We start from the raw sequence: 23,535 nt of genomic DNA on the forward strand, positions 1-23,535 counted from the left end.
CTACACTGGATGCGTGGGGCCATCCTCCCCGTAGGAGCGAGGCTTGCCCGCGATCCAGGCACCGCGGAGTGCCTGTAGTACCGCGTTATCGTTCATCGCGAGCAAGCTTCGCTCCTACACTGGATGCGTGGGGCCATCCTCCCCGTAGGAGCGAGGCTTGCCCGCGATCCAGGCGCCGCGGAGTGCCTGTAGTACCGCGTTATCATTCATCGCGAGCAATCGAGCGTCGACCGGCTGCTCCTACAGAAAAGCGGGCCTTAGCGGGTCGGCTTGACCGCCACCGGCGCCTTGCCCGAGCGCATCTGCTCGAGCAGCGGCGCGCACTGGTTCGGCTCGCCACCGCTCGGCGCCACCAGCGCCAGCAACCCGGCCGCCGGCCCGGCGATCACCCCCAGCGCCACCATGCCAGCGCCGCGCAACATCAGCGGCACGGCCTTGACCCCGGCCTCCGGCTTGATGAACTTGCCTTGCACATAGAGCGGCGAGCGCAGGGAGAACAGGCGCAGGCCCTTGGACTCAGGCGTGATGGTCAGGTCCAGTTGCTCGCTGGCCATGTTCGCGGTGCCGTCGATGTAGACGATCGCGTTCTCGGTATCGAACACGAACAGGCGACTGGTGGCCAGGCCGGTCTTGATGCCGAAGTCGGCGGCGGCGCAATTGATCTTCACTTCCTTGTCGCCAAACATCTTGCCGATCACATAGTTGCCGACGTTGAGCCCGGCGATCTCCATCAGGCTGCGGCTGATGGCGCCGTCGTTGATCAGCATCTTCAGCTCGCCGTTGGCGCTGCCGAGCAGGGCCGCCACCGAATTGCCGCGCCCGGCGATATCGGCATCGCCGTTGAGTTCGCCGAAGCTGGTTTTCATCAGCTCGAAGGTCGGGAACAGCTGCTTGAGCTTGAAGTTGCGCGCAGTCAGTTTGGCCCGGCCTTCCAGCGGCGCGGCCTGGCCATTGAGGCGAATCTGCGCATCCAGCTTGCCGCCGGCCACGCCGAAACGCAGCGGCTCCAGGCTCAGGCGCCCGTCGTCGAGCACCAGATGGGTGTACAGGTCGGTGAAGGGCAAATCGGCGCTTTGGACGATGCGCTTGCCGGTGAATTCGACATCGGCGTCCATGTCACGCCAGCGCTCGGTGCGGAACGCTTCCACCGGCAGCACCTTGTCCGCCGGTTGCTTGCTGTCGCCACCACGGGCCTTCTGCTCGGCATTGGAGTCGGCACCGATCAGCGGCGCCAGGTCGCTGAACAGCAACTGATTGGACACCAGCGCGCCGGTCAGCTTGGGCCGCGGCTGGCTGGCGACGTAGGTCAGGTTGCCATGAATGTCGCTGTCGCCGATCTTGCCGTTGAAGTCCTGGTACTGGAACTTCGCCCCGGCCGGATCGCGCAGCTGCGCGCTCAGGTGGCCATCGGTGGCATAGGCCGGCGAGTCCGGCAGGGTCACGCCGGTCAGCGGGTACAGGTTGCCCAGGCTGGTGCCGGCGAGCTTCATGCGCAGATCCAGCGCGCCGAGGTTCAGCGGATCGGTCAGGGTGCCGGCCAGTTCGACGCGAGTATCGCCGATCGTTGCCTGGACCTGCAGCGGGAACGGCTTGCTCGCATCCTGCAGCGCCAGCAGGCCGCCAATCTTGCCGGAGCCGGCCAGGGCCTGGCCGTGATATTGCCCCTTGGCCTTGAAGGCAAAGGCATAGGACTGGGGAGCTGCGCCCTTCTCCTCGGCTTTCTTCGCCGCCTTGTCGCCAACGATGTCGCTGAACGGAATCGGCTTGCCCAGTGGGTCGATCAGCAGGTCGAGGCGGGTTTTCAGGTTTTGGTCATTGAGGATGACATGCCCTTTGTCGAAGCCGATGGCGCCGATGTCCACCACCCAGTTGGAGGGTTCGGCGTTCGGGTCTTTCGGGTCGAACTGGAAAGTCCAGTTGGCGCGGCCGTCGGCCAGGCGCTCGAGGGCGGCATTCGGCTCGGTGAGGTCGATACGCGGAATGCGCACGCGCTGCGCCAGCAACGCCAGGGGTGAAATGCGCAATTCGACGCGCTTGAGGCTGACCATCTGCGGCGCCTTGGACCACTCGGGGTTGCCCAGGGTCAGGTCTTCGGCCACCACGTGCGGCCAGGGCACCCAGGCCCGCCAGCCGCCTTCGTCGAGTTCGCGCTGCCAGATCACCGCCAGGTTGCCGTTGATGGCGAAGGGGCGATGCAGTTCTTCGGAGACTTTGGCATTGAGTGGCGGCTTGATCCGGTTCCAATCGAAGAACGCGATGATCAGTACCAGCACGGCCAGCAGCAGGAAAAGGCTACCGACTGTCCAGGCGAGAATTTTACGGGTGCGCGTCATGCACAGGGCTCCTGACTGCTGACGGGCGCCTGGATGGCGACGCCCTTATGAACTGCCGGGGTTGAAATCCACCGGTCATGGAAACTAGGACTGACAAACGGCCCGCAGGTTTAACCCAAAAGCCGCGACTCAGACACAAAAGCACGGATTTTTCTGACCGAAGCGCCAGCTTGGCGTTACCGCCGCCGCACTTTTGCGAGGCGCAGATGGGTCGAAAATACCCACCCCGGTGCAAAACCCTTCTTCGAAAACGCCCGTTCTAGAGCCCTCGGGCTGAACAATCAATTCTGTTGATTATTACCATTGTCTTTATGAACTTTTATATCGATTTAGCGCGCGTAACATTGGCTCCGTACCCACTTTATCGCCCTCCCAAGGAGCAACTCATCATGAAACGCCAATTACTGCTTAGCCTGACCCTCTCGATCCTGGCAGCCAACGCTTTCGCCCTGCCAGCCGCTGAACAGGCTACCCCACAAGTCAAGGCAAGCACCTCGGTATTCACCCAGACCCTGGCTGCCGACGGTAGCGACCGCACTCCACAAGGCCAGACCCTGGCTTCCGATGGCAGCGACCGCACTCCACAAGGCCAGACCCTGGCTTCCGATGGCAGCGACCGCACTCCACAAGGCCAGACCCTGGCTTCCGACGGTAGCGACCGCACCCCACAAGGTCAGACCCTGGCTTCCGACGGTAGCGACCGCACCCCACAAGGCCAGACCCTGGCTTCCGACGGCAGCGACCGCACCCCACAAGGCCAGACCCTGGCTGAAGACGGCTTCGATCGCACTCCCCTGGGCCAAGCTGTAGCTGAAGGCGGCCGTGATCGCCTGGAAGAGAAAGGTCTGGTTTAAGACGGCAACGACCGTTTGGCCTAACGCAACCCAGCTGTGAGTCAAGCCTATGATGCCTCTACAGAAAAGCCCGGTCCCTGGATCGGGCTTTGTTTTTTCCTGAGCCGCGCCGTTTTAGTCCTGCGCTCCACCACTCCGATCCAAGCCTCGCCTTCAACCCACCGCCCCCACCAGGTTCGACGCCGGCAAAGTTGATTTGCTAGAGTGCGCCGCTCTCTTGATCAGAAAACCAGCCAGCCGATGCTGCCCCGCGCCGAACAGAAACAACAGACTCGCAACGCTCTGATGGACGCTGCCCGCCACCTGATGGAATGCGGCCGCGGATTCGGCAGCCTGAGCCTGCGCGAAGTGGCGAAAACCGCCGGCATCGTGCCGACCGGTTTCTACCGGCATTTCGCCGATATGGACCAGCTTGGCCTGGAACTGGTCAGCGAAGTCGGCCAGACCTTCCGCGCAACCATCCGCCTGGTGCGCCATAACGAATTTGTCATGGGCGGCATCATCGATGCCTCGGTACGGATCTTCCTCGACGTGGTGGCGGCCAACCGCTCGCAGTTCCTGTTTCTCGCCCGCGAGCAGTACGGCGGTTCGCTGCCGGTGCGCCAGGCGATCGCCAGCCTGCGGGAAAACATCAGTTCCGACCTGGCGGCCGACCTGACCCTGATGCCCAAGCTGCAACACCTGAACATCGCCGACCTGACGGTGATGGCCGACCTGATCGTCAAAAGTGTGTTCGCCACCTTGCCGGACATCATCGACCCGCCCGCGCAAGCCCTGCCCGAACACCTCACGCCCCAGGCGAAGATCACCCAGCAGCTGCGTTTCATCTTTATCGGCCTCAAGCATTGGCAAGGGCTGGGCAGCACCGAATAACTCCGCCGCTTCGCTGAACCGCCCCCACCTCCTCCACGCCTTATCTGCCCGCTTTGGCTTGCGCCAGAGCGGCGCTCTGTCGCGCATCAAAAAACAGCACAGCGCACCAAGTCAGTGCTATAAATCAGCTCGAATCCTGAATTTGTAACAAAATAAAACAGAAGCCTGCCCCATTTTCAGGCGTTTCCCCCCTGTTTCCGATCAGACCGGGCGATTGGCAAGGCACTTGCTCTACACCCTGCATCGCTCATAGCTGGAAGCCTTCAAATGCTGGTGATTCATCGCAGAATCGCGCCGCAACCCGACTGGTCCGCCGAGTTGCACCTGACCTTCGAAGCCCGCAGCAAAAGCCGCTTGCGCTGTTTTAGTGCCGACGGCGAAGACGTCGGGCTGTTTCTGGAGCGTGGCCAGCCGCCGCTGCACGATGGCGAATGCTTGCAAGCCGAGGATGGCCGGATCGTGCGGGTCTGCGCGCGTGCGGAAACCCTGCTGCATGTCACCTGCCGCAATGCCTTCGAACTGACCCGCGCCGCCTACCACCTGGGCAACCGCCACGTTGCCCTGCAAGTCGGCGATGGCTGGCTGCGCCTGCTGGACGACTATGTGCTCAAGGCCATGCTCGAACAGCTCGGCGCCAGCACCGCAACCATCGAGGCGCCGTTCCAGCCGGAACACGGCGCCTACGGCGGTGGCCACCATCATTCCCGCCACGGCGACGAGGACTTCAACTACGCGCCACGGCTGCACCAGTTCGGCGTGCGCCCATGAATCCCGCCTGGGCCCTGCTGCGCCTGGCCAGTCCACAGCTGCCGATCGGCGGCTACAGCTATTCCCAGGGCCTGGAGATGGCCGTGGAACAGGCCACGGTCAACGACCCGCACAGCGCCCGGCGCTGGATCGGCGACCAGTTGCTGCTCAACCTGGCGCGCTTCGAAGCGCCGCTGTTGCTGGCCCATTGTCAGGCGGCCACGGACGAGGATTGGGCGCAGCTGTTGCAGCTGTGCCAGGAACATCGCGCCAGCCGCGAAACCCGCGAGCTGCACCAGGAAAGCCGGCAGATGGGCTATTCCCTGCAACAGTTGCTGAACGGCCTGCCGGAGCTGGATGCGCCAGCCCGCGCCTTTCTCGAGCAGATCACCGAGCCGCACCTGGCCCTGGGCTGGGCCCTGGCCGCGCGCGCCTGGCGGATCAGCCCGCAGGACGCCCTGGCCGCCTGGCTGTGGAGTTGGCTGGAAAACCAGCTGGCGGTGCTGATGAAAACCCTACCCCTGGGCCAGCAAGCCGCCCAGCGCCTGACCAGCGAACTGCTGCCGCTGTTGCAACAGGCCCAGCGCAATGCCTCGAACCTCGACCCCGAACATTACGGCAGCGCCGCCTTCGGCCTGTCCCTGGCGTGCATGGCCCATGAGCGCCAGTACAGCCGCCTGTTCCGTTCATAAGTCCTGTTACTTCGGCGCCTTTTACTTGGGTGTCTTTTATTTTGGAGAGTCGCATGAACACACAACCTCTGCGTGTCGGCATCGGCGGCCCGGTGGGCTCAGGCAAGACCGCCCTGACCCTGGCCCTGTGCCTGGCCCTGCGCGAGCGCTACAACCTGGCAGTGGTGACTAACGATATCTACACCCGCGAAGACGCCGACTTCCTGGTGCGCAACGAGGCCCTGGCGCCCGAGCGCATCATCGGCGTGGAAACCGGCGGCTGCCCGCACACGGCGATTCGCGAAGACGCCTCGATCAACCTCGAAGCGGTGGACCAGTTGAACCGGCGTTTTCCCGGCCTCGACCTGATTCTGGTGGAGTCCGGCGGCGACAACCTGTCGGCGACCTTCAGCCCCGAGCTGTCCGACCTGACCATCTACGTGATCGACGTGTCGGCGGGCGACAAGCTGCCGCGCAAGGGTGGCCCGGGCATCTGCAAGTCCGACCTGCTGGTGATCAACAAGATCGACCTGGCGCCCCTGGTCGGCGCTTCGCTGGAGATGATGGACGGCGATACCCGGCGCATGCGCGGCGGCAAACCGTTCGTCTTCAGCAATCAGAAGACCGGCCAGGGCCTGGAGGAAATCATCGCCTTTATCGAACGCCAGGGACTGCTGACCGCGGCCTGATCGTTATTTTCAAAAGCTCAACAAGGAAGCCTGTCCATGACCCTCAAACGTATTCTCGGCACCCTCGCCCTGCTGCTGACACCGGCCCTGGCCTTCGCTCACCCGGGCCACGGCGACAACGGCCTGATGGCCGGCATCAGCCACCCGATCGGCGGCCTCGACCACCTGCTGGCGATGGTTGCGGTCGGCCTGTGGGCCGCGCAGCAGCAAGGCGCGGCGCGCTGGGCACTGCCCTGCACCTTCGTCGGCACCATGCTGATCGGCGGCGTGCTGGGTTTTGAAGGGCTGAACCTGCCGGCCCTGGAAAGCGGGATCGCCGCATCGGTCCTGGCCCTCGGCCTGGCCGTGGCTTTGGCGGTGCGTCCGCCGCTAAGCCTGGCGGTGGCCGCCACTGCGCTGTTCGCCCTGTTCCACGGTGTGGCCCACGGCCTGGAACTGCCGGACATGTCCAGCCCCTGGACCTATGCCGCAGGCTTCGTCGCTGCCACCGCGGCACTGCACGCGGCCGGTTACGCCGTGGTACGGGTCCTGCCACAGGCCGCCGCGCCGCTGGTACGCCTGGCGGGTGCGGCCTCGGCACTGACCGGTGCCTGGTTACTGGCTGGCTGATGCGCGTCGTTTGAGGCATTTTTTCGCGAGCAAGCTCGCTCCTACAGGAACAGCGCCGTCACTGTAGGAGCGAGCTTGCTCGCGATTACGGGCGCCGGCCCGACACCGCTCCCCGGGGCCTTCTCTGCTACCATGTCGCGCATTCCACCCTGCCGTGACGACGCCAGCCAATGCCCGATGTTTCCAGCCCCGTTTCCCCGTCTGAATCGACCGCCCTGTTCAAGGCCGTACAGCAGCATTTCCACACCGTGATCGTGCCGCTCTGGCAGGGGCCGGGCTGGAATCCGGAGCTGGCTTTGCCCTTCGAGGCGCTGGACGCCGAGCATGCCCCGCTGCCGCCGCAACGTTATCGGGCCATGGCCTGCGCCCGGCAGCTGTACCTGTTTTCCAGCCTGATCGGCGATGGCCGTACGCCGCTTGCCCAAGAGCGCGCCGCGGCGCTGTTCCGTTCCCTGCAACGGCACTTCCACGACGCCGAACATGGCGGCTGGTTCTACAGCATCGATGCCCAAGGCACGCCGCTGGACAGGCGCAAAGACCTCTATACCCACGCCTTCATCATCTTTGCCTGCGCCCATTACTGGGCCAAGGTCCGCGAGCCGCTGGTGGAGTCGGTGCTCAACGCCGCGCTGAAAGTGGTGGCCGAGCGTTTTGCCAGCGGCGATGGCCTGTACGAGGCAGTCCTCGCCGAAGACTGGTCGTCCCTGGCCTCCGGTCCGTTGCAGAACCCGCTGATGCACCTGGCCGAAGCCTTCCTCGCTACTCTGGCCGTGCGTGACGACGCCGCCGTGCAAGGCGCATTGCTGGCCTTGTGCGAGGGCATGCAGCAACGCTTCATCGAGCCACAGCATGGGCTGATGATGGAGAAACCACTGGGGGCTGTGGATAACTGGTTCGAGCCGGGGCATCAGTTCGAATGGTTCTTCCTGTTGCAATCCTCGCCTCTGCTGTTTGGCTGCCCGCTGCACGCCTCGCTGGAACGGGCCTTTGCCTATGCCGAGCAGGTCGGTGTGGATAACCACAGCGGTGCGGTGAGCGGGATGCTGAGTGTCGAGGGCGATGTGCTCGACCCGACCCAACGCATCTGGGCCCAGGCCGAATACCTGCGCGCCCTGACCTTGCGCCAGGGCAGCGCCGAACGCCTGCAACACCAGTTGCGGGCGCTGCAAAAACACTTCCTGCATGCCAAGGGCTGGAACGAATGCCTGGACGCCCATGGCGTACTCAGCCGCCGGGACATGCCGTCGACCACGCCTTATCACCTGGCGACCTGTTATCTCGGTCTGGCCGAATACTTCGGCTGATCGTCAACCGCTATCGCGAGCAAGCTTCGCTCCTACAGGATCGCGTGGTCCTTTGTAGGAGCGAGCTTGCTCGCGATTGAGCGCCTGCGCTCAGGAAGGCCTCAGGCAATCCACTTGCGATCGCCGGTAAAGCTGATGGTCAACCAGCGCGCCGCATCCGCCTTGCCGAGCTGTGTGGATATCTCCTCGCGCAGCGTGTCCAGCGTCGCCACGCCCTGCAACGGATAGTCCGCCGGCAGCACGATGTGAATCTCGATGAACCGCGCCCGTCCATGCTTCTGCACATACGAGATGTAGTCGGCAAAGCCATGCTCGACTTTCGCCTTGTCCATCACTTGGCGAACCTTGTCATCCAGTTGGTCCGGGACAATTCCCAGTACATCGCGTAACGCTGGCTTGAGAATATTGAGGGCCGGCGCAAGCATGCTCAGGGCCAGCAGGATCAGGATTGACGGGTCGACGTAAGCGGCCCACTGGCCATAACCCTGGGTCTTGAGCAGCAACGCGATGAGAAAGCTCACCAGCAAGCCGACCGAGAGCATCGCGTCCACCAGCCAGCTGACGTTGTCGAACTGGATCAACGAGGATTTCAACGTGCGATTGCGATAACGGACGTAGAAGAAATAGGCGAAGCAGACGACGCTAAGCACCATCGCAAAAGGGATCACCAGGCCCAGTTCGATCTCGCGGCCACCGTTGATGATGCCGAACATACCGCTGAGAAAGGCATAGATCGCAATCAGCAACAAAAAGCTGCCTTCGATCAGCAGCACCATCGGTTCCAGGTGCCAGAAGCCGAACTGAAAGCGCTGGTTGCTTTCCTTGGCGATCAGCTTGGCGGTGATCAGCATCAGGACCTTGATGACGGTCGCGATCAGCGAAAAAAAACCATCGAACAGAATCGATTGGGAACCGGAAAAAAACCCCGTGACGATCGCGGCGATCGCCACGGCGAACATCAGGATGGTCGATTGTTTGAGCAGTACCTGCTCACCTCGGTTACTCACATTTCCTCCTCGAGAACCTTTGAAATCGCAGCCTTGATGCAAGGCCGCGGTGGGTTGCGGAGCGGGAGTCTACCTTGTGCGGGCTGATTCAGGCCTGAACGGTTGTGTTGCCAAACGCATCGGCAGCGAGGCGTGTAGCCGCTGCCGCAGGCTGCGATGGTCCGGGCCACGTTGGTCGCAGGACCTTCAGCGATCTTGAGATCTTGAGATCCTGCGACCGGTTCCCGGTCGATCGCAGCCTGCGGCAGCGGCTACAGGCGGAGCATTCAGCCCTTGGCGTTGCGCTCGATGGCGAAGCCGGCCCAGGTCTGGCTTACCGGCATCAGCTCCAGGCTGTTGATATTGACGTGGGCCGGCGTGTTGAGCACCCAGAAGATGGTGTCGGCGATGTCCTGCGGCTGGATCGGCTCGGCACCGGCATAGGTGGCGTCATAACGCTCCTGGTCGCCCTTGAAGCGCACCAGCGAGAACTCGCTTTCGCACAGGCCCGGCTCGATGTTGGTCACCCGCACACCGGTGCCTTGCAGGTCGCAACGCAGGTTCAGGGAGAACTGTTTGACGAACGCCTTGCTCGCGCCATACACGTGGCTGCCCGGATACGGGTAGTTGCCGGCGATGGAACCGAGGTTGACGATGCCGGCGCCGCGGCCATGGGCGATCAGGCGGGGCAGCAGCAGGCGGGTGCTGTACATCAGGCCCTTGATGTTGGTGTCGACCATGGTGTCCCAGTCGTCCAGGTCGCACTTGGGCGCCGGGTCGACCCCCAGGGCCAGGCCGGCGTTGTTGATCAGCCCGCGCAGCTTGGCAAAGGACGGCGGCAGGTTGGCGATCGCTTCTTCCATGGCCTTGCGGTCCCGCACATCGAGCACCAGGCCGTGCACTTCGGTCTGCTTCGACAGTTCGGCGCACAGGGCGTTGAGACGCTCTTCGCGGCGCCCGGTCAGCACCAGCGACCAGCCGGCCTCGGCAAAACGACGGGCACAGGCTTCGCCAAAACCGGAGGTCGCGCCGGTAATAAACAGGGTGGAAGTCATGGTGTTCTCCTTGCTGGGGCGTCGAACCGCCGTGGAAATGAAAAATCGTTTCGCAGCATGCCCGGCCTGAATCGCAGCGGCAACCGGAGGTTGTGCGAGCCAGGCTATCAGCTTCCCCTGTAGCCGCTGCCGAAGGCTGCGATAAGGCCCGGAGGGCCTTGCAGCGATCTTGAAGAGCACGCCCTCTTCGAGGTCGATCGCAGCCTGCGGCAGCGGCTACAGGGGCGGCCAACTGTACAAAAAACGACCAACCTCCGCCAAGCCATGCAGGTCGTGGTCCGCAGCCATATGCACGCACCTTATCCACAGGACGCTCCACAGTCTTTGGGGGCAAGTGCAAAAGTCTGCAAGCCGCTATCCACAGGGGCTGCAGGCGGTTTAGAAAGTTTTTTGCTTGACCCGGGCATGGCGTCCATGCAGCCCCGGCCGACGAAGGCGGCCGGGCGGTCAGGCAGGGGATGGCTTCAAGCCAGTAACGACGCTGCCTTGGCGAGTCTTTCCAGAGTTTAGTCACAGACTTATCCACAGGCTTTTCCAGGGTGTTTTCGCCCTTTGCCTGCGACAATAAAAAGGTTGACAACGGCTGCTCGATGTCCGACAAAAAAGCCTGATCAAAAAACAATCAACAGCCTGCAGGCCACGCCGATCAAGGCGTACAGCCAGCTACTCCCACGTTACCCACAGCCAGTTCCACAGCAAACGGGGACAAGTCAAAACCGTGGCAAAACAACTATTTGCAGCGTCTTTATGCCGCGCTTTGCCAGCTTGCGCAGAATGTTTTCCACAATTTTCGGTTTCGGCTGTGGACAAGGTCATCCGCTGCCGCCGGCGTCTGTAGGAGCGAGGCTTGCTTCACGTTTTTCGTCCGGTATACCGCGTTATCGTTCATCGCGGGCAAGCCTCGCTCCTACAGGACGGGGTGTGGATAAAAAATGCCCCGCCGGAATAAACCGGCGGGGCATGTTTCAGCCAGCGCAAACAGGCTCAGTGCCCGCCCAGATACGCGTTACGCACCTCCTCGTTGACCAGCAGTTCCTTGCCGGTACCGCTCAGGCGGATCTCGCCGTTGACCATCACATAGGCCCGGTCCGACAGCTTCAGCGCGTGGTTGGCGTTCTGCTCGACCAGGAAGATGGTCATGCCGGTGGAGGCCAGCTCGCGCAGGGTGGCGAAGATCTGCTTCACCACGATTGGCGCCAGCCCCAGGCTCGGTTCGTCCAGCAACAGCAGCTTGGGACGGCTCATCAGCGCGCGGGCGATGGCGAGCATCTGCTGCTCGCCGCCGGACATGGTCATGGCCCGCTGGGTCCGACGTTCCTTGAGCCGCGGGAACAGTTCGAACATGCGCTGCATGTCTTCGGTGGCGTACTTGTCGCCGATGGGGATGGTGCCCATCAGCAGGTTCTCTTCCACCGTCATGTCCGGAAACACCCGGCGCCCTTCCGGCGACTGGGCGATGCCGTTGGAGGCGATGTAGTGCGAGGACTTGTGGGTGATGTCCACACCGCGATAGATGATCTGCCCGGACTCGGCCCGCGGCTGGCCGAAAATCGACATCAGCAGCGTGGACTTGCCGGCACCGTTGGAGCCGATCAGGCTCACGGTTTCACCTTCGTTGATGTGCAGCGAGACTTTCTTCAGGGCCTGGATCGGCCCGTAGTACACGTCCAGGTCCTTGAGTTCGAGGATAGGTGCAGTCGTCATACCAGCTCCTCTTCGTCCGCACCCAGGTAGGCGGCAATCACTTTCGGGTCGTTGCGGATCGCTTCGGGCCCGCCCTCGGCGATCACGTTACCGTGGTCGAGCACCACGATATGGTCGGAAATACTCATCACCATGCCCATGTCATGTTCAATCAGCACCACGGTCAGGTCATGCTCGTCGCGCAGCAGCCGGATCATCGCGCTGAGCGCTTCGGTTTCCTGGGGGTTGAGGCCGGCGGCCGGTTCGTCGAGGCAGATGATCTGCGGCCGGGTGCACATGGCGCGGGCGATTTCCAGGCGGCGTTGCTGGCCGTAGGACAACTCGCCGGCCAAGCGGTTGGCGCAGTCCACCAGGTCCACCACTTCCAGCCAGTAGAAGGCGTGGTCCAGCGCATCGCTTTCGGCCTTCTGGTAACTCTTGGTATTGAGGATGCCGGACAGCAGGTTGCGGTTGACCCACATGTGCTGGGCCACCAGCAGGTTCTCCAGCACCGACATTTCCCTGAACAGGCGAATGTTCTGGAAGGTCCGCGCCAGGCCCGCCCGGTTCACCAGATGGGTACCGCCGAACATCTTGTAGAACAGCCGGCTGGCAAAACGCTTGGGCGACACGAAGTCGGTCACCCGGAACGGCTCGCCCAGCAGCTTGATGACATTGGTCGGCGTGCCCCGGGTATTCAGGGCGATATGCCCGCCCGTGGCCTTGTAGAAACCGGTCAGGCAGTTGAACACCGTGGTCTTGCCGGCACCGTTGGGGCCGATCAGGGCGAAGATGGAGTTGCGCTTGACCTCCAGGCTGACGTCGCTCAGGGCCTTGATGCCACCGAAGTGCATCATCAGGTTCTCGACCTTCAGGATCACTTCATCGCTCATGATGCGCTCCTCTCGGTCAAGGCACCCTTGCGCGGGGTCACGCCGGTGCGGCTGATACGAATCAGGCCCCGGGGTCGCCAGATCATCATCAACACCATGAGGATGCCGAACAGCAGCACCCGGTACTCGGAGAAACTGCGCAGCAGCTCCGGCGCCACGGTCAGCACGAACGCCGCGATCACCACGCCGACGGTCGAACCCATGCCGCCCAGGACCACGATGGCCAGGATCAGCGCCGACTCGAAGAAGGTGAAGGACGAGGGGTTCACGAAGCCCTGGTAGCTGGCGAAGAACACCCCGGCCAGGCCGGCGGTCGAGGCGCCGATGGTGAAGGCCGAGAGTTTCACCAGCACATGGTTCAGGCCCATGGCGCGGCAGGCGATCTCGTCTTCGCGCAGCGCTTCCCAGGCCCGGCCGACCGGCATGCGGGTCAGCCGGTGCTTGATGTAGAGCACCAGCAGCACCACGATGAACAGCACGATGTAGATGAACAGGAATTTCAGGTTGGGGTTGTATTCCAGGCCGAAGAACTCGTGGAACGGCACCCCGCCATCCTTCGCCCGCCGTCCGAACTCCAGGCCGAAGATGGTCGGCGACGGCACCGGCATGCCGTTCGGGCCGCCGGTGAAGGACAGCCAGTTGTTGAGGATCAGGCGGATGATCTCGCCGAAGCCCAGGGTCACGATGGCCAGGTAGTCACCGTGCATGCGCAACACCGGGAAGCCGAGTATGCACCCCGCCAGCGCCGCGGCGAGAGCCGCCAGGGGCAGCACGGTCCAGAAGCCCAGGCCCAGGTACTGGTAACCCAGCGCCAGGCCGTAGGCACCGATGGCGTAGAACGCCACGTACCCCAGGTCGAGCAGCCCGGCCAGGCCAACCACGATGTTCAGCCCCAGGCCCAGCAGCACGTAGATCAGGCCGAGGATGACCACGGTCAGCAGGTACTTGTTGGCGAAGAACGGGAAGACGATGGCGATCACGATCAGCGCCGGGATGATCCAGCGCAGCCGCGACTTGTAGTCCGGCGCCCGCACATGCACACCGGAGCTGCTGCTTTCGAAACCCTGGAGGATCCTCAGGCCCTTGGGCGTCTGCAGGAACAGGCTCAAGGCAAAGCGGCCGATCATCACGATCGCCACCAGCCAGCCGACGCGGGCCGGTTGCAGGTTGAAGCTGTAGCCCTCGAGTACCACACCCACGATAGGACCGAACACGATCAGCGAGATCAGCCCGGCCAGCACGGCGTCGATGACGCTCTTTTTGATATCAATCGGTTTATTGGCAGCAGACATACTTATACCTTCGCCACGAGTGGGCGACCCAGCAGGCCTTGGGGACGGAAGATCAGAATCAGCACCAGCAGCGAGAAACTGAACACGTCTTTGTAGTCGGAGTTGATCAGACCGGAGAACAGCGACTCGGAGATCCCGAGGATGATCCCGCCGAGCATCGCGCCCGGCAGCGACCCGATGCCGCCGAGGACCGCCGCGGTGAACGCCTTGATGCCGATGACGAAGCCGGCATAGAAGTCGAACGTGCCGTAGTTCATGGTGATCAGTACACCCGCCAGCGCAGCCATGGCGGCGCCGATGATGAACACGTAGGAAATCACCCGGTCGGTGTTGATCCCGAGGATCGAGGCCATCTTGCGGTCTTGCTGGGTGGCGCGGCACATGCGGCCGAGCTTGGTGTACTTGATGATGTAGGTGAGCAACGCCATGCCGGCGAATGCTGCCACCAGGATGAAGATCTTGGTGTAGGTGAGCTGGACGAAACCGGTGCCGATCTCGACCTTCCAGGCGCCGGCCAGCAGCGTCGGTACACCTTGTTGCTTGGCGCCCTGGCTGATCTGCGCGTAGTTCTGCAGGATCAGCGAGATCCCGATGGCGCTGATCAGCGGCGCCAGGCGGGTGGAGTTGCGCAGGGGTTTATAGGCGACGCGCTCGATGACCCAGCCGTAGATCCCCGTCACGACGACGGTGAAGACCAGGGTACCGAGAATGAGCAGCGGGAAGGATTCGATGCCGAAGTAGGCCAGCAGAGCCAGACTGATTGCCGCGAGGTAAGCGGAAATCATGTAAACCTCGCCGTGGGCGAAGTTGATCATGCCAATGATGCCATAGACCATTGTGTAGCCGATGGCGATCAGACCATAGACAGACCCGAGGGTCAGTCCATTGATCAGTTGCTGCAGGAAAATACCATCCATAACGCAATCTCACGCATTTGAGAGACTGCACACAGCGGATACGACGGCCTGGGGTTCAACCACCCGCGCAACACGACAGTTGTGCAGCTCTACGAGAAAAGACAGGTACTGCACGGACACGCATGCGGCAGGCCTGCGCCCTCCCCTGAAGGATGAGCCGGCCTGCCCGGACGCTCATGTCACTTCTGTTTTTCCAGCTGGTGGTATTTGCCGTCCTTGTCCCACTGGTAAACCACGTAGTCGGAGACTTTCAGGTCGCCCTTGGCGTCCCAGGTCTTCTCGCCCATCACGGTTTTCACCGGGTTGGCCTTGAGCCACTTGGCGGCGTCTTCGCCCTTGTTGGATTTGGCGCCGTTGAAGCCGGCAGCCAGGGCCTGGACCGACGCGTAAGCATACAGGGTGTAGCCTTCAGGCTCGGTGCCGGCCTTGCGGAAAGCGTCGACCACGGTCTTGCTGTCCGGCAGCAGGCGTGGGTCGGCGCCGAAGGTCATGTACACACCGTCGACGTACTGCGGGCCGCCAGCGGTGGTCACCAGTTCGTCGGTGACGATACCGTCGTCGGACATGAACTTGACGTCTTTCAGGCCCTGCTCGCGCAGCTGGCGGACCAGCGGGCCGGCTTCCGGATGCAGGCCGCCGAAGTAGACGACATCGGCACCGGCGGCGCGGATCTTGGTGACCACGGCGCTGAAGTCTTTTTCGCCACGGGTCAGGCCTTCGTACAGCACCGGCGTCACGCCGCGCTTGCTCAGCTGTGCCTTGGTGGCGTCCGCCAGGCCCTGGCCGTAGGTGTCCTTGTCGTGCAGCACCACGACTTTCTTGCCCTTGAGCACATCGACGATGTAGTCGCCGGCGACGATGCCCTGCTGGTCGTCACGCCCGCACATGCGGAACATGGCGGAGAGGCCACGCTCGGTGACCTGCGGGTTGGTGGAGCCCGGGGTGATGGCGATCACGCCAGCTTCGTCGTACACCTCGGAAGCGGGAATGGTGTTGGAGGAGCAGAAGTGCCCGACCACGCCGATCACCTTGTCCTGGTCGACCAGGCGGTTGGCTACGGCCACAGCCTGTTTCGGTTCGCAGGCATCGTCGCCCTTGACCAGGACGATCTTCTCGCCGTTGACGCCGCCCTTGGCGTTGATTTCGTCAGCCGCTGCCTGTGCACCCTTCATGTACTGCTCGCCAAATGCCGCGTTGGCGCCTGTCATGGGACCCGCTACGCCGATCTTGAGGTCGGCCTGAGCAAACGCAGAAACGCCCAACGCAGCTGCCACTGCGAGGGCCAGAAAGCCTTTCTTGTAAAACGTCTGGGACATGAGGTGGTGCTCCAAGGTTTTTTTAGTTGGCACTGCGACTTCACCGAATGCTCAGAGCAAGGGCCGTGCCATTGGTTTTTTATTCTGAAAAAAGTCGCTCTTTTATTGTTATTTCGACTGTTTCGAGCCCTTTTTTATTGGGCGTGCAACCGTCTAAACCGCGGAAGGTAAAACCCTACAAAACATCAGGCGCAACCCGCCTGCGCCATCATTGCAACCGCGGCGCAAATCAACGTGCAACCAGCCTGTAACAGCCTGCGTAACCGAACTGCACACTACTGGTGCGGGACTGCTACGCCCCGCACCACTACAGGCTAGTCGCTGCGCCGAAAAGCGCCGCACCGTGCAACATATTTCCTCTGTCAGATAACGATGCGCAGGCACTGGCCCGCGTGATACAGCGAGAACCCGGCCTCGTACAGGCAACTGCGCAAGCTCACGCCGGCCAGGGGCTGCATGGGGGCGAAGGGAATCGGCAAGGCCTGAGGATTTCCGTTACACAGGTAATCGGCGAACGCCTTGCCAACCACGGTGCCCGTGGTCACGCCCCGGCCGTTGTAGCCGGTGACGGCCACCAGGCCGGGCGCCGGCTCGAACAGGCGCATCAGGTGATCGGGGGTAAAGGCGATGCAGCCGGTCCAGGTGCACTCCCACTCCACCGTTTTCAGGTAGGGGAAATAATGCTGCTGCACCCGGTCGGCCCAGGCCTTGAGGAACCAGGCCGGCTTCTGGTTGCCATTGCCCAGGCTGCCCAGCAACAGGCGGCCGTCGGCGTCCCGGCGAATGCTGCTGAGCACCTGGCGGGTATCCCAGGAGCCCTGGCCACCCGGCAGGATCCGCTGCGCGGCTTCCTCGGTCAGCGGCCTGGAAGCGACCTGGTAGTAGTAACCGGGGAAGAAATTGCGCCGCAATTCGGTCCAGTCGCCTTCGGTGTAGGCGTTGGAGGCAATCACCACCTGCTCGGCCAGCACCGAGCCTTGCGCGGTCTGCACCGACCAGCGCTGGCCCTGGCGTTCGAGACGGGTCACCGGCGAGTGGTCGAACAGCTGCCCCCCCAGGTCGACCGTGGCCTTGGCCAGGCCACTGACATAGGCCATCGGATTGACCGTGCCGGCCCGGCGATCGAGCAAGGCGGCGGCGATCTTCCGGGTGCCGGTGGCGGTTTCACAGGCCGCCCCGGTCAACAGCTCGACCGGCGCGCCCCGGCGCTTCCACTGGGCTTCCCGGCTGCGCAGATCGGCCTCGCCCCGAGCGTTGTGCGCCATGTGCAAGGTGCCTTCGCGGCGCAGCTGGCAATCGATGCGGTATTTGTCGATCAGGCTGAACACCAGGGCCGGCGCCGCCCCCAGCATGCGGTTGAGCTGGCTGCCGACCGCCTCGCCGAAACCGGCTTCGATCTCGTCCGGTGGGATCCACATCCCCGCGTTCACCAGCCCCACGTTGCGCCCCGAACCACCGTGACCGGTGCGATGGGCTTCCAGTACACAGACCCTCTTGCCCTGCTCCAGCAGGTGCACGGCGGCCGACAGGCCGGTAAAGCCCGCGCCGATCACGCAGACATCCACCGTGACCTCGCCCTTGAGCGGGGCATTGTCAGGCCTGTGCGGCGTCAGTTTTTCCCACAGGCATTCTTCGCGTAACGACATAGGAGCTCCTTGCGGAGCAGCGGTCAGCTACAAGCGTCAAGCTGCAAGCAACCTCACTTGCAGCTTGTGGCTTGCAGCTTGCCGCTGCTACTCAAAACTGATGCCTTGGGCCAATGGCAACTCCAGCGAGTAGTTCACGGTGTTGGTCTGCCGGCGCATATAGGCGCGCCAGGCATCGGAACCGGATTCGCGGCCACCGCCGGTTTCCTTCTCGCCACCGAAGGCGCCGCCGATTTCCGCGCCGCTGGGGCCGATGTTGACGTTGGCGATGCCGCAGTCGCTGCCCACCGCCGACATGAACTGCTCGGCCTCACGCACATCGGTGGTGAAGATGCAGGACGACAGGCCTTGCGGCACGGCGTTGTTCAGGCGCAGCGCTTCGGCGAAATAGCTGTAGCCCACCACATAGAGAATCGGCGCGAAGGTCTCGCTGCACACCACGTCGCTCTGTTCCGGCATCTCGACGATCGCCGGCGATACGTAATAAGCGTTGGGGAACTGGTCTTGCAACTGGCGCTTGCCGCCGAACACCCGGCCGCCCTCGCTCAGGGCCTGCTCCAGCGCATCCTGCATGTTGTCGAAGCTGTGCTTGTCGATCAGCGGACCGATCAGGTTGCCTTGCAGCGGATGGCCGATGCGCACCTTGGAGTAGGCGGCCTTGAGGCGGGTGACGATTTCTTCCTTCACCGACTCATGGGCAATCAGCCGGCGCAACGTCGTGCAGCGCTGGCCGGCGGTACCGACGGCGCTGAACAGGATGGCGCGCACGGCCATGTCCAGGTCGGCGCTCGGCCCCAGGATCATCGCGTTGTTGCCGCCCAGTTCGAGGATGCTGCGGGCGAAACGCGCGGCGACTTTCGGCGCCACTTCGCGGCCCATGCGGGTGCTGCCGGTGGCACTGATCAGGGCCACGCGCGGGTCGTCCACCAGCGCTTCGCCGGCGTCGCGCCCACCGATGATCACCTGGCTCAGGTATTCGGGGGCATCGCTGAAGTTCTTCAGCACGCGCTCGAACAACGCCTGGCAGGCCAGGGCGGTCAGCGGGGTCTTTTCCGAGGGTTTCCAGATCACCGGGTTGCCGCAGACCAGCGCCAGGGTGGTGTTCCAGGCCCAGACCGCGACCGGGAAGTTGAACGCGCTGATCACCCCGACGATGCCCAGCGGGTGCCAGGTTTCGCGCATATGGTGGCCTGGACGCTCGGAGGCGATGGTCAGGCCGTACAGCTGGCGCGACAGGCCGACCGCGAAGTCGCAGATGTCGATCATTTCCTGCACTTCGCCCAGGCCTTCCTGGGTGATCTTGCCGGCTTCCCAGGACACCAGCTCACCAAGGTCGGCCTTGTATTCGCGCAGCACTTCGCCGAACTGGCGCACCAGCTCGCCGCGACGCGGTGCCGGCACCTTGCGCCACAGCTCGAATGCATGCTCCGCGCGACTGACCTGCTGTTCCACCTCGGCCGCGCCCTGCCAGTTCACGGAGGCGATGCGGCTGCCGTCGATCGGCGAATGCACGGGCTGCTTGCCCGATTGATACAGGGCCGGGTTCACACCAAGACGATCAAGCAATGCGGCAACCATGGGTCACTCCTTACAGATGGAAAGCAAAAAATCGCAGCCGCTGACACGGCTATTCAGATCTGTAGTTGTAGCCGGCCCGAGACTTGCCAACAAACGACGATTAGGCGAGATATCATTCCGTTTATTCATGCTGCGCAGCCGAGACAAGAACAAGGAACCCTCGATGCTGAACAAACGCTACCTGCCCTCGATCACCGCCCTGCAGTGTTTCGAGGCCGTCACCCGGCACCTGAGCTTCACCCGCGCCGCCGAGGAACTGAACCTGACCCAGAGCGCGGTCAGCAAGCAGGTCGCGCAGCTGGAAGAACTCCTGCAGCACCTGCTGTTTCGCCGGGTACGCCGGCGCCTGCAACTGACCCCGGCCGGCGATCTGTACCTGGTGGAGGTGCGCAAGATCCTCTCGCAGATCGAGATGTCGACCCATTACCTGCGTTCCTACGGTGGCGAAACCGAAGTCCTGCGGGTGTCCACCCCGTCGACCTTCGGCGCGCGCTGGCTGGTGCCGCGTCTCAAGGGCTGGCGCCTGCGCCATCCGCAGATCCACCTGGACCTGTGCAACGAACAGGAAGCCGACGACCTGCTGCAAGGCCGCAGCGACATGGCGTTCTATTTCGGCCAGGGCTCGCGCCCCGGCACCGAGTGCCTGAAGTTGTTCGGCGAAGAGCTGGTGGCGGTCTGCGCGCCCGGTAGCCTGCCGGACAAGCCGTTCACCGACCCGACGCAACTGGCCGAACTGGTGCTGCTGCAACTGGCCTCGCGGCCGCAGGCCTGGCATGACTGGTTCGACAGCCAGGGTTACCACACCGAGCACAGCTATCATGGTCCGCGCTTCGAAACCTTCTACATGTGCATCCGGGCCGCCCAGGTCGGCTGCGGCGTCGCCCTGCTGCCGCGGTTCCTGGTGGAGGAAGAGCTGGCCGAGGGCAAACTGGTGCTGGCCTGGGACTACGCGATGCCCAGCCACGATGCCTACTACCTGGCCTACCCCGAACATGCGGCCGAAGTGCCCAAGGTACGGGAGTTCGTACGCTGGATGCTGGAGCAGATCGACAGCCCGACGCCGGCCTGAGAACGCCATCGCGAGCAAGCTCGCTCCTACATGAACAGCGCAGCACCTGTAGGAGCGAGCTTGCTCGCGATAAGGCCGGCAGCCCTGACAATGCCTTCAAGCAAAAAACGCTGGCAAAACCCACAGCGGATATGCGCCACTACTGCCTTCATTGAACAAGCTGGAAAGCCGCGTCCTTCATCGTGGCCAGCATGGAGATTCCCGTTATGAGCGAGAGTGTGTTTGCCGATCGCATCGTGCAGAACCTGCTCGACACCGACTTCTACAAACTGACCATGATGCAGGCGGTGCTGCACAACTACCCCAATGTGGAAGTCGAATGGGAATTCCGCTGCCGCAACAGCGAGGACCTGCGCCCTTATCTGGCGGAGATCCGCTATCAGTTCGAGCGCCTGGCCGACCTGAGCCTGAGCGCCGACCAGTTGAGCTTTCTGGAGCGCATCAGCTTCCTGAAGCCGGACTTCCTGCGCTTTCTCGGGCTGTTCCGCTTCAACCTGCGCTATGTGCATACCGGTATCGAGAACGGCGAGCTGTTCATCCGCCTGCGTGGGCCCTGGCTGCACGTGATCCTGTTCGAAGTGCCGATGCTGGCGATCGTCAGCGAGGTGCGTAACCGCTATCGCTACCGCGAAGTCGTCCTGGAACAGGCCCGCGAACAGTTGTATCGCAAGTTCGACTGGCTGAGCGCCAACGCCAGCGCCGACGAATTGTCGCACCTGCAAGTGGCCGACTTCGGCACCCGTCGGCGCTTCTCGTACCGGGTCCAGGAAGAAGTGGTGAACGTGCTCAAGCACGACTTCCCCGGGCGTTTCGTCGGCACCAGCAACGTGCACCTGTCCCGCGAGCTGGACATGAAACCCCTGGGCACCATGGCCCATGAGTGGATCATGGCCCACCAGCAACTGGGGCCGCGGCTGATCGACAGCCAGATCGCCGCCCTCGACTGCTGGGTCCGCGAATACCGTGGCCTGCTGGGGATCGCCCTGACCGACTGCATCACCACCGACGCCTTCCTCAACGATTTCGATCTGTATTTCGCCAAGCTGTTCGACGGTTTGCGCCACGACTCGGGCGATCCGATCGTCTGGGCGGAAAAGGCTATCGCCCATTACCTGAAACTGGGCATCGAGCCGATGAGCAAGACCCTGGTGTTCTCCGACAGCCTGACGCTGCCCAAGTCCCTGGAGATTTTTCGCGCGCTGCGTGGTCGGATCAATGTCAGCTTCGGTATCGGCACCAACCTGACGTGCGATATTCCCGGTGTCGAGCCGATGAGCATCGTGCTTAAAATGGCCGCCTGCAATGGCCAGCCCGTCGCCAAGATCTCCGACGAAGCGGGCAAGACCCATTGCAAGGATCCCAACTTCGTCGCTTATCTGCGCCACGTTTTCCAAGTACCTGCCGCCCTTTCTGGCACATCAAGCAAGGAGTGAATCATGCAAGCCGTACAGCGTGAGATTGCTGAACAGCTCAAGGTCCAACCCCCTTTCAAGGACCAGGCCGATCTCGAGGCAGAAGTCGCCCGGCGGGTCGCGTTCATCCAGCAATGCCTGCTCAATTCCGGGCTCAAGACCCTGGTACTGGGCATTAGCGGTGGCGTCGACTCCCTGACCGCAGGCCTGCTGGCCCAGCGGGCGGTGCGCGAACTGCGCGCCAGCAGCGGCGACCAGGGCTATCGTTTCATCGCCGTGCGCCTGCCGTACGACGTGCAGTTCGACGAGCACGATGCCCAGGCCTCGGTGGACTTCATCGAACCCGACGAGCGCCACACTGTGAACATCGGGCCGGCGGTCAAGTCCCTGGCCAATGAAGTGGCGGCCTTCGAAGGCCATCAGGCGGTAACCCGGGACTTCGTGCTCGGCAATACCAAGGCGCGCATGCGCATGGTCGCGCAGTACACCATCGCCGGCGCCGCCCACGGCCTGGTGATCGGCACCGACCACGCCGCCGAAGCGGTGATGGGCTTCTTCACCAAGTTCGGCGACGGCGCCTGCGACCTGGCGCCGCTGAGCGGGCTGGTGAAGAACCAGGTGCGCGCCGTTGCCCGGCATTTCGGCGCGCCGGAGTCGCTGGTGGAGAAGATCCCTACCGCCGACCTCGAAGACCTGTCTCCCGGCAAGCCGGATGAAGCCTCCCACGGCGTGACCTACGCCGAGATCGACGCCTTCCTCCACGGCCAGCCGGTACGCGAGGAAGCGTTCAAGATCATCTGCAACACCTACAACAAGACCCATCACAAACGCGTGATGCCGTTCGCGCCATAAACAGCCTGTATACGCAGTTCCAGGCACAAAAAAAGCGCCCCGAAGGGCGCTTTTTTTATCACTCGGAATCAACCGATCACTTCAGCACCACGGCGCCTTTCATCATCGAGTTGTGGCCCGGGAACGAGCAGAAGAACTCGTAGCTTTCGCCCGCGGTCAGCTTCGACACGTCGAAAGTCACCGAGTCTTTTTCGCCAGAGCCGATGATCTTGGTGTGGGCGATGACGCGGCTGTCGCCTGGCTTCAGGTAGTCCTTGTCGATGCCGGCAGCCATGCCGTCGGTCGCGATGCCGGCCATGTCCGCGCTTTTGCTCAGCACCCAGTTATGGCCCATGACGTTCTTCGGCAGGCTGCCGGAATGGGTCAGGTTCACGGTGAAGGTCTTGCAGCTCTTGTCGATGGTGATTTCCTTCGTGTTGAAGGACATCTGGTCGGTAGAGTCGACATCGACCTTGCATTCGGCGGCCATCAGCTGGCTGCTGGCCAGTGTCAACAGGGATACCACAACGAGTTTGGCAAACATGGTGAATCTCCAAGGCAGGGTTAACAAAATCCATCTGAATCCATGAGGGTGAAGACTGCCTGAATTTTTCACAAGTTCCTATGATTCAAATCAAGAAATTGTATACAACTTTGCGCTATCGGCTTGATCGAGAGAATCAAACAGCCAGCTAACGGCCGCGGATCTATGCTCGGCGCACATCACTATCGGAGTGTCTGCCATGCACCTCAACAGCCTGTTCCGCAGCCTGCTCG

The 23,535-nt window shown here is 62.8% G+C and carries 21 protein-coding genes; 10 read left to right on the forward strand and 11 right to left on the reverse strand.

From position 1 onward, the window contains the following. Nucleotides 1-257: 257 nt before the first annotated feature. The gene (locus PVZ80_RS15835) at nucleotides 258-2,333 is read right to left on the reverse strand and encodes an AsmA family protein (RefSeq protein WP_273864191.1); all 2,076 of its coding nucleotides are present in this window, start codon (nucleotides 2,331-2,333) and stop codon (nucleotides 258-260) included. Between the two features lie 389 nt (nucleotides 2,334-2,722). On the opposite strand from PVZ80_RS15835, the gene PVZ80_RS15840 reads away from it, so the two are divergent. The 7 genes from PVZ80_RS15840 (at nucleotide 2,723) to PVZ80_RS15870 (ending at nucleotide 8,080) form a co-directional block, all read left to right on the forward strand. After that, complete coding sequence (locus PVZ80_RS15840) at nucleotides 2,723-3,187, forward strand: hypothetical protein (protein ID WP_009046725.1); 465 nt, start codon at nucleotides 2,723-2,725, stop codon at nucleotides 3,185-3,187. A 240-nt stretch (nucleotides 3,188-3,427) separates the two neighbouring features. After that, on the forward strand, nucleotides 3,428-4,060 hold the full coding sequence (locus PVZ80_RS15845; RefSeq protein WP_009046724.1) for a TetR family transcriptional regulator: 633 nt from the start codon (nucleotides 3,428-3,430) through the stop codon (nucleotides 4,058-4,060). 267 nt (nucleotides 4,061-4,327) lie between these two features. Next, nucleotides 4,328-4,828 carry an urease accessory protein UreE gene (gene ureE, locus PVZ80_RS15850; RefSeq protein WP_023970250.1) on the forward strand — a complete coding sequence of 167 codons (501 nt, stop codon included), beginning with the start codon at nucleotides 4,328-4,330 and terminating at the stop codon, nucleotides 4,826-4,828. Beyond that, nucleotides 4,825-5,499 (forward strand): urease accessory protein UreF, encoded by a 675-nt coding sequence (locus PVZ80_RS15855; protein WP_028683724.1) that lies wholly within the window; start codon nucleotides 4,825-4,827, stop codon nucleotides 5,497-5,499. The genes ureE and PVZ80_RS15855 overlap by 4 nt, the downstream gene beginning before the upstream one ends. Nucleotides 5,500-5,552: 53 nt before the next feature. Next, a complete protein-coding gene (gene ureG / locus PVZ80_RS15860; protein ID WP_009046721.1) occupies nucleotides 5,553-6,167 on the forward strand; it encodes an urease accessory protein UreG in 615 nt (204 codons plus the stop codon). Nucleotides 6,168-6,203: 36 nt separating this feature from the next. Beyond that, a complete protein-coding gene (locus PVZ80_RS15865) occupies nucleotides 6,204-6,776 on the forward strand; it encodes a HupE/UreJ family protein (protein WP_009046720.1) in 573 nt (190 codons plus the stop codon). Nucleotides 6,777-6,946: 170 nt separating this feature from the next. Then, nucleotides 6,947-8,080, forward strand: a complete 1,134-nt coding sequence (locus PVZ80_RS15870; RefSeq protein ID WP_124354544.1) for an AGE family epimerase/isomerase — start codon at nucleotides 6,947-6,949, stop codon at nucleotides 8,078-8,080. 101 nt (nucleotides 8,081-8,181) lie between these two features. On the opposite strand, the gene PVZ80_RS15875 is transcribed toward PVZ80_RS15870, so the two are convergent. The 9 genes from PVZ80_RS15875 to amaB form a co-directional block, all read right to left on the reverse strand. After that, nucleotides 8,182-9,087, reverse strand: coding sequence for a cation diffusion facilitator family transporter (locus PVZ80_RS15875; protein ID WP_009046718.1), 906 nt, complete (start codon nucleotides 9,085-9,087; stop codon nucleotides 8,182-8,184). A gap of 266 nt (nucleotides 9,088-9,353) precedes the next feature. Beyond that, a complete protein-coding gene (locus tag PVZ80_RS15880; protein ID WP_016704113.1) occupies nucleotides 9,354-10,121 on the reverse strand; it encodes an SDR family oxidoreductase in 768 nt (255 codons plus the stop codon). A gap of 984 nt (nucleotides 10,122-11,105) precedes the next feature. After that, nucleotides 11,106-11,825: an ABC transporter ATP-binding protein gene (locus PVZ80_RS15885; protein WP_009046717.1), complete on the reverse strand. Its 720-nt coding sequence runs from the start codon at nucleotides 11,823-11,825 to the stop codon at nucleotides 11,106-11,108. Further along, on the reverse strand, nucleotides 11,822-12,697 hold the full coding sequence (locus PVZ80_RS15890; RefSeq protein ID WP_009046716.1) for an ABC transporter ATP-binding protein: 876 nt from the start codon (nucleotides 12,695-12,697) through the stop codon (nucleotides 11,822-11,824). Before PVZ80_RS15890 ends, PVZ80_RS15885 begins: the two co-directional genes overlap by 4 nt. Continuing rightward, nucleotides 12,694-13,989, reverse strand: a complete 1,296-nt coding sequence (gene livM, locus PVZ80_RS15895; RefSeq protein ID WP_009046715.1) for a high-affinity branched-chain amino acid ABC transporter permease LivM — start codon at nucleotides 13,987-13,989, stop codon at nucleotides 12,694-12,696. The genes PVZ80_RS15890 and livM overlap by 4 nt, the downstream gene beginning before the upstream one ends. Before the next feature lie 2 nt (nucleotides 13,990-13,991). Further along, on the reverse strand, nucleotides 13,992-14,906 hold the full coding sequence (locus PVZ80_RS15900; RefSeq protein WP_009046714.1) for an ABC transporter permease subunit: 915 nt from the start codon (nucleotides 14,904-14,906) through the stop codon (nucleotides 13,992-13,994). 179 nt (nucleotides 14,907-15,085) lie between these two features. Continuing rightward, nucleotides 15,086-16,222 carry a branched-chain amino acid ABC transporter substrate-binding protein gene (locus PVZ80_RS15905; protein ID WP_009046713.1) on the reverse strand — a complete coding sequence of 379 codons (1,137 nt, stop codon included), beginning with the start codon at nucleotides 16,220-16,222 and terminating at the stop codon, nucleotides 15,086-15,088. 362 nt (nucleotides 16,223-16,584) lie between these two features. Further along, a complete protein-coding gene (gene amaA, locus PVZ80_RS15910; RefSeq protein ID WP_273864192.1) occupies nucleotides 16,585-17,868 on the reverse strand; it encodes an L-pipecolate oxidase in 1,284 nt (427 codons plus the stop codon). 87 nt (nucleotides 17,869-17,955) lie between these two features. Next, entirely contained in the window at nucleotides 17,956-19,446 is a 1,491-nt protein-coding gene (gene amaB / locus PVZ80_RS15915; RefSeq protein ID WP_273864193.1) for an L-piperidine-6-carboxylate dehydrogenase, read from the reverse strand. A gap of 163 nt (nucleotides 19,447-19,609) precedes the next feature. Between amaB and PVZ80_RS15920 the strand changes: the two genes are divergently transcribed. The 3 genes from PVZ80_RS15920 to nadE all read left to right on the forward strand — a co-directional run bounded on the left by PVZ80_RS15920 (nucleotide 19,610) and on the right by nadE (nucleotide 22,779). Next, complete coding sequence (locus PVZ80_RS15920) at nucleotides 19,610-20,515, forward strand: LysR family transcriptional regulator (RefSeq protein ID WP_009046710.1); 906 nt, start codon at nucleotides 19,610-19,612, stop codon at nucleotides 20,513-20,515. Between the two features lie 206 nt (nucleotides 20,516-20,721). Further along, nucleotides 20,722-21,948, forward strand: coding sequence for a nicotinate phosphoribosyltransferase (pncB, locus tag PVZ80_RS15925; protein ID WP_009046709.1), 1,227 nt, complete (start codon nucleotides 20,722-20,724; stop codon nucleotides 21,946-21,948). Nucleotides 21,949-21,951: 3 nt separating this feature from the next. Beyond that, nucleotides 21,952-22,779 carry an ammonia-dependent NAD(+) synthetase gene (gene nadE, locus PVZ80_RS15930; RefSeq protein ID WP_016704116.1) on the forward strand — a complete coding sequence of 276 codons (828 nt, stop codon included), beginning with the start codon at nucleotides 21,952-21,954 and terminating at the stop codon, nucleotides 22,777-22,779. Between the two features lie 76 nt (nucleotides 22,780-22,855). On the opposite strand, the gene azu is transcribed toward nadE, so the two are convergent. Then, nucleotides 22,856-23,302, reverse strand: a complete 447-nt coding sequence (gene azu, locus PVZ80_RS15935; RefSeq protein ID WP_273864194.1) for an azurin — start codon at nucleotides 23,300-23,302, stop codon at nucleotides 22,856-22,858. Between the last annotated feature and the right edge of the window lie 233 nt (nucleotides 23,303-23,535).

This window comes from Pseudomonas sp. B3G-3 (assembly GCF_028640915.1).
Classification (GTDB): domain Bacteria; phylum Pseudomonadota; class Gammaproteobacteria; order Pseudomonadales; family Pseudomonadaceae; genus Aquipseudomonas; species Aquipseudomonas chlororaphis_I.

Excerpts from the sequence above, each read along its gene's own strand:
- PVZ80_RS15880 (WP_016704113.1), bottom strand. The coding sequence starts at position 10,121 with ATGACTTCCACCCTGTTTATTACCGGCGCGACCTCCGGTTTTGGCGAA.
- livM (WP_009046715.1), bottom strand. The coding sequence starts at position 13,989 with ATGTCTGCTGCCAATAAACCGATTGATATCAAAAAGAGCGTCATCGAC.
- PVZ80_RS15835 (WP_273864191.1), bottom strand. The coding sequence starts at position 2,333 with ATGACGCGCACCCGTAAAATTCTCGCCTGGACAGTCGGTAGCCTTTTC.
- amaA (WP_273864192.1), bottom strand. The coding sequence starts at position 17,868 with ATGTCGTTACGCGAAGAATGCCTGTGGGAAAAACTGACGCCGCACAGG.
- PVZ80_RS15845 (WP_009046724.1), top strand. The coding sequence starts at position 3,428 with ATGCTGCCCCGCGCCGAACAGAAACAACAGACTCGCAACGCTCTGATG.
- PVZ80_RS15865 (WP_009046720.1), top strand. The coding sequence starts at position 6,204 with ATGACCCTCAAACGTATTCTCGGCACCCTCGCCCTGCTGCTGACACCG.
- PVZ80_RS15870 (WP_124354544.1), top strand. The coding sequence starts at position 6,947 with ATGCCCGATGTTTCCAGCCCCGTTTCCCCGTCTGAATCGACCGCCCTG.
- amaB (WP_273864193.1), bottom strand. The coding sequence starts at position 19,446 with ATGGTTGCCGCATTGCTTGATCGTCTTGGTGTGAACCCGGCCCTGTAT.
- PVZ80_RS15885 (WP_009046717.1), bottom strand. The coding sequence starts at position 11,825 with ATGACGACTGCACCTATCCTCGAACTCAAGGACCTGGACGTGTACTAC.
- PVZ80_RS15905 (WP_009046713.1), bottom strand. The coding sequence starts at position 16,222 with ATGTCCCAGACGTTTTACAAGAAAGGCTTTCTGGCCCTCGCAGTGGCA.
- nadE (WP_016704116.1), top strand. The coding sequence starts at position 21,952 with ATGCAAGCCGTACAGCGTGAGATTGCTGAACAGCTCAAGGTCCAACCC.
- PVZ80_RS15890 (WP_009046716.1), bottom strand. The coding sequence starts at position 12,697 with ATGAGCGATGAAGTGATCCTGAAGGTCGAGAACCTGATGATGCACTTC.
- azu (WP_273864194.1), bottom strand. The coding sequence starts at position 23,302 with ATGTTTGCCAAACTCGTTGTGGTATCCCTGTTGACACTGGCCAGCAGC.
- PVZ80_RS15855 (WP_028683724.1), top strand. The coding sequence starts at position 4,825 with ATGAATCCCGCCTGGGCCCTGCTGCGCCTGGCCAGTCCACAGCTGCCG.
- PVZ80_RS15900 (WP_009046714.1), bottom strand. The coding sequence starts at position 14,906 with ATGGATGGTATTTTCCTGCAGCAACTGATCAATGGACTGACCCTCGGG.
- ureG (WP_009046721.1), top strand. The coding sequence starts at position 5,553 with ATGAACACACAACCTCTGCGTGTCGGCATCGGCGGCCCGGTGGGCTCA.
- pncB (WP_009046709.1), top strand. The coding sequence starts at position 20,722 with ATGAGCGAGAGTGTGTTTGCCGATCGCATCGTGCAGAACCTGCTCGAC.
- ureE (WP_023970250.1), top strand. The coding sequence starts at position 4,328 with ATGCTGGTGATTCATCGCAGAATCGCGCCGCAACCCGACTGGTCCGCC.
- PVZ80_RS15840 (WP_009046725.1), top strand. The coding sequence starts at position 2,723 with ATGAAACGCCAATTACTGCTTAGCCTGACCCTCTCGATCCTGGCAGCC.
- PVZ80_RS15920 (WP_009046710.1), top strand. The coding sequence starts at position 19,610 with ATGCTGAACAAACGCTACCTGCCCTCGATCACCGCCCTGCAGTGTTTC.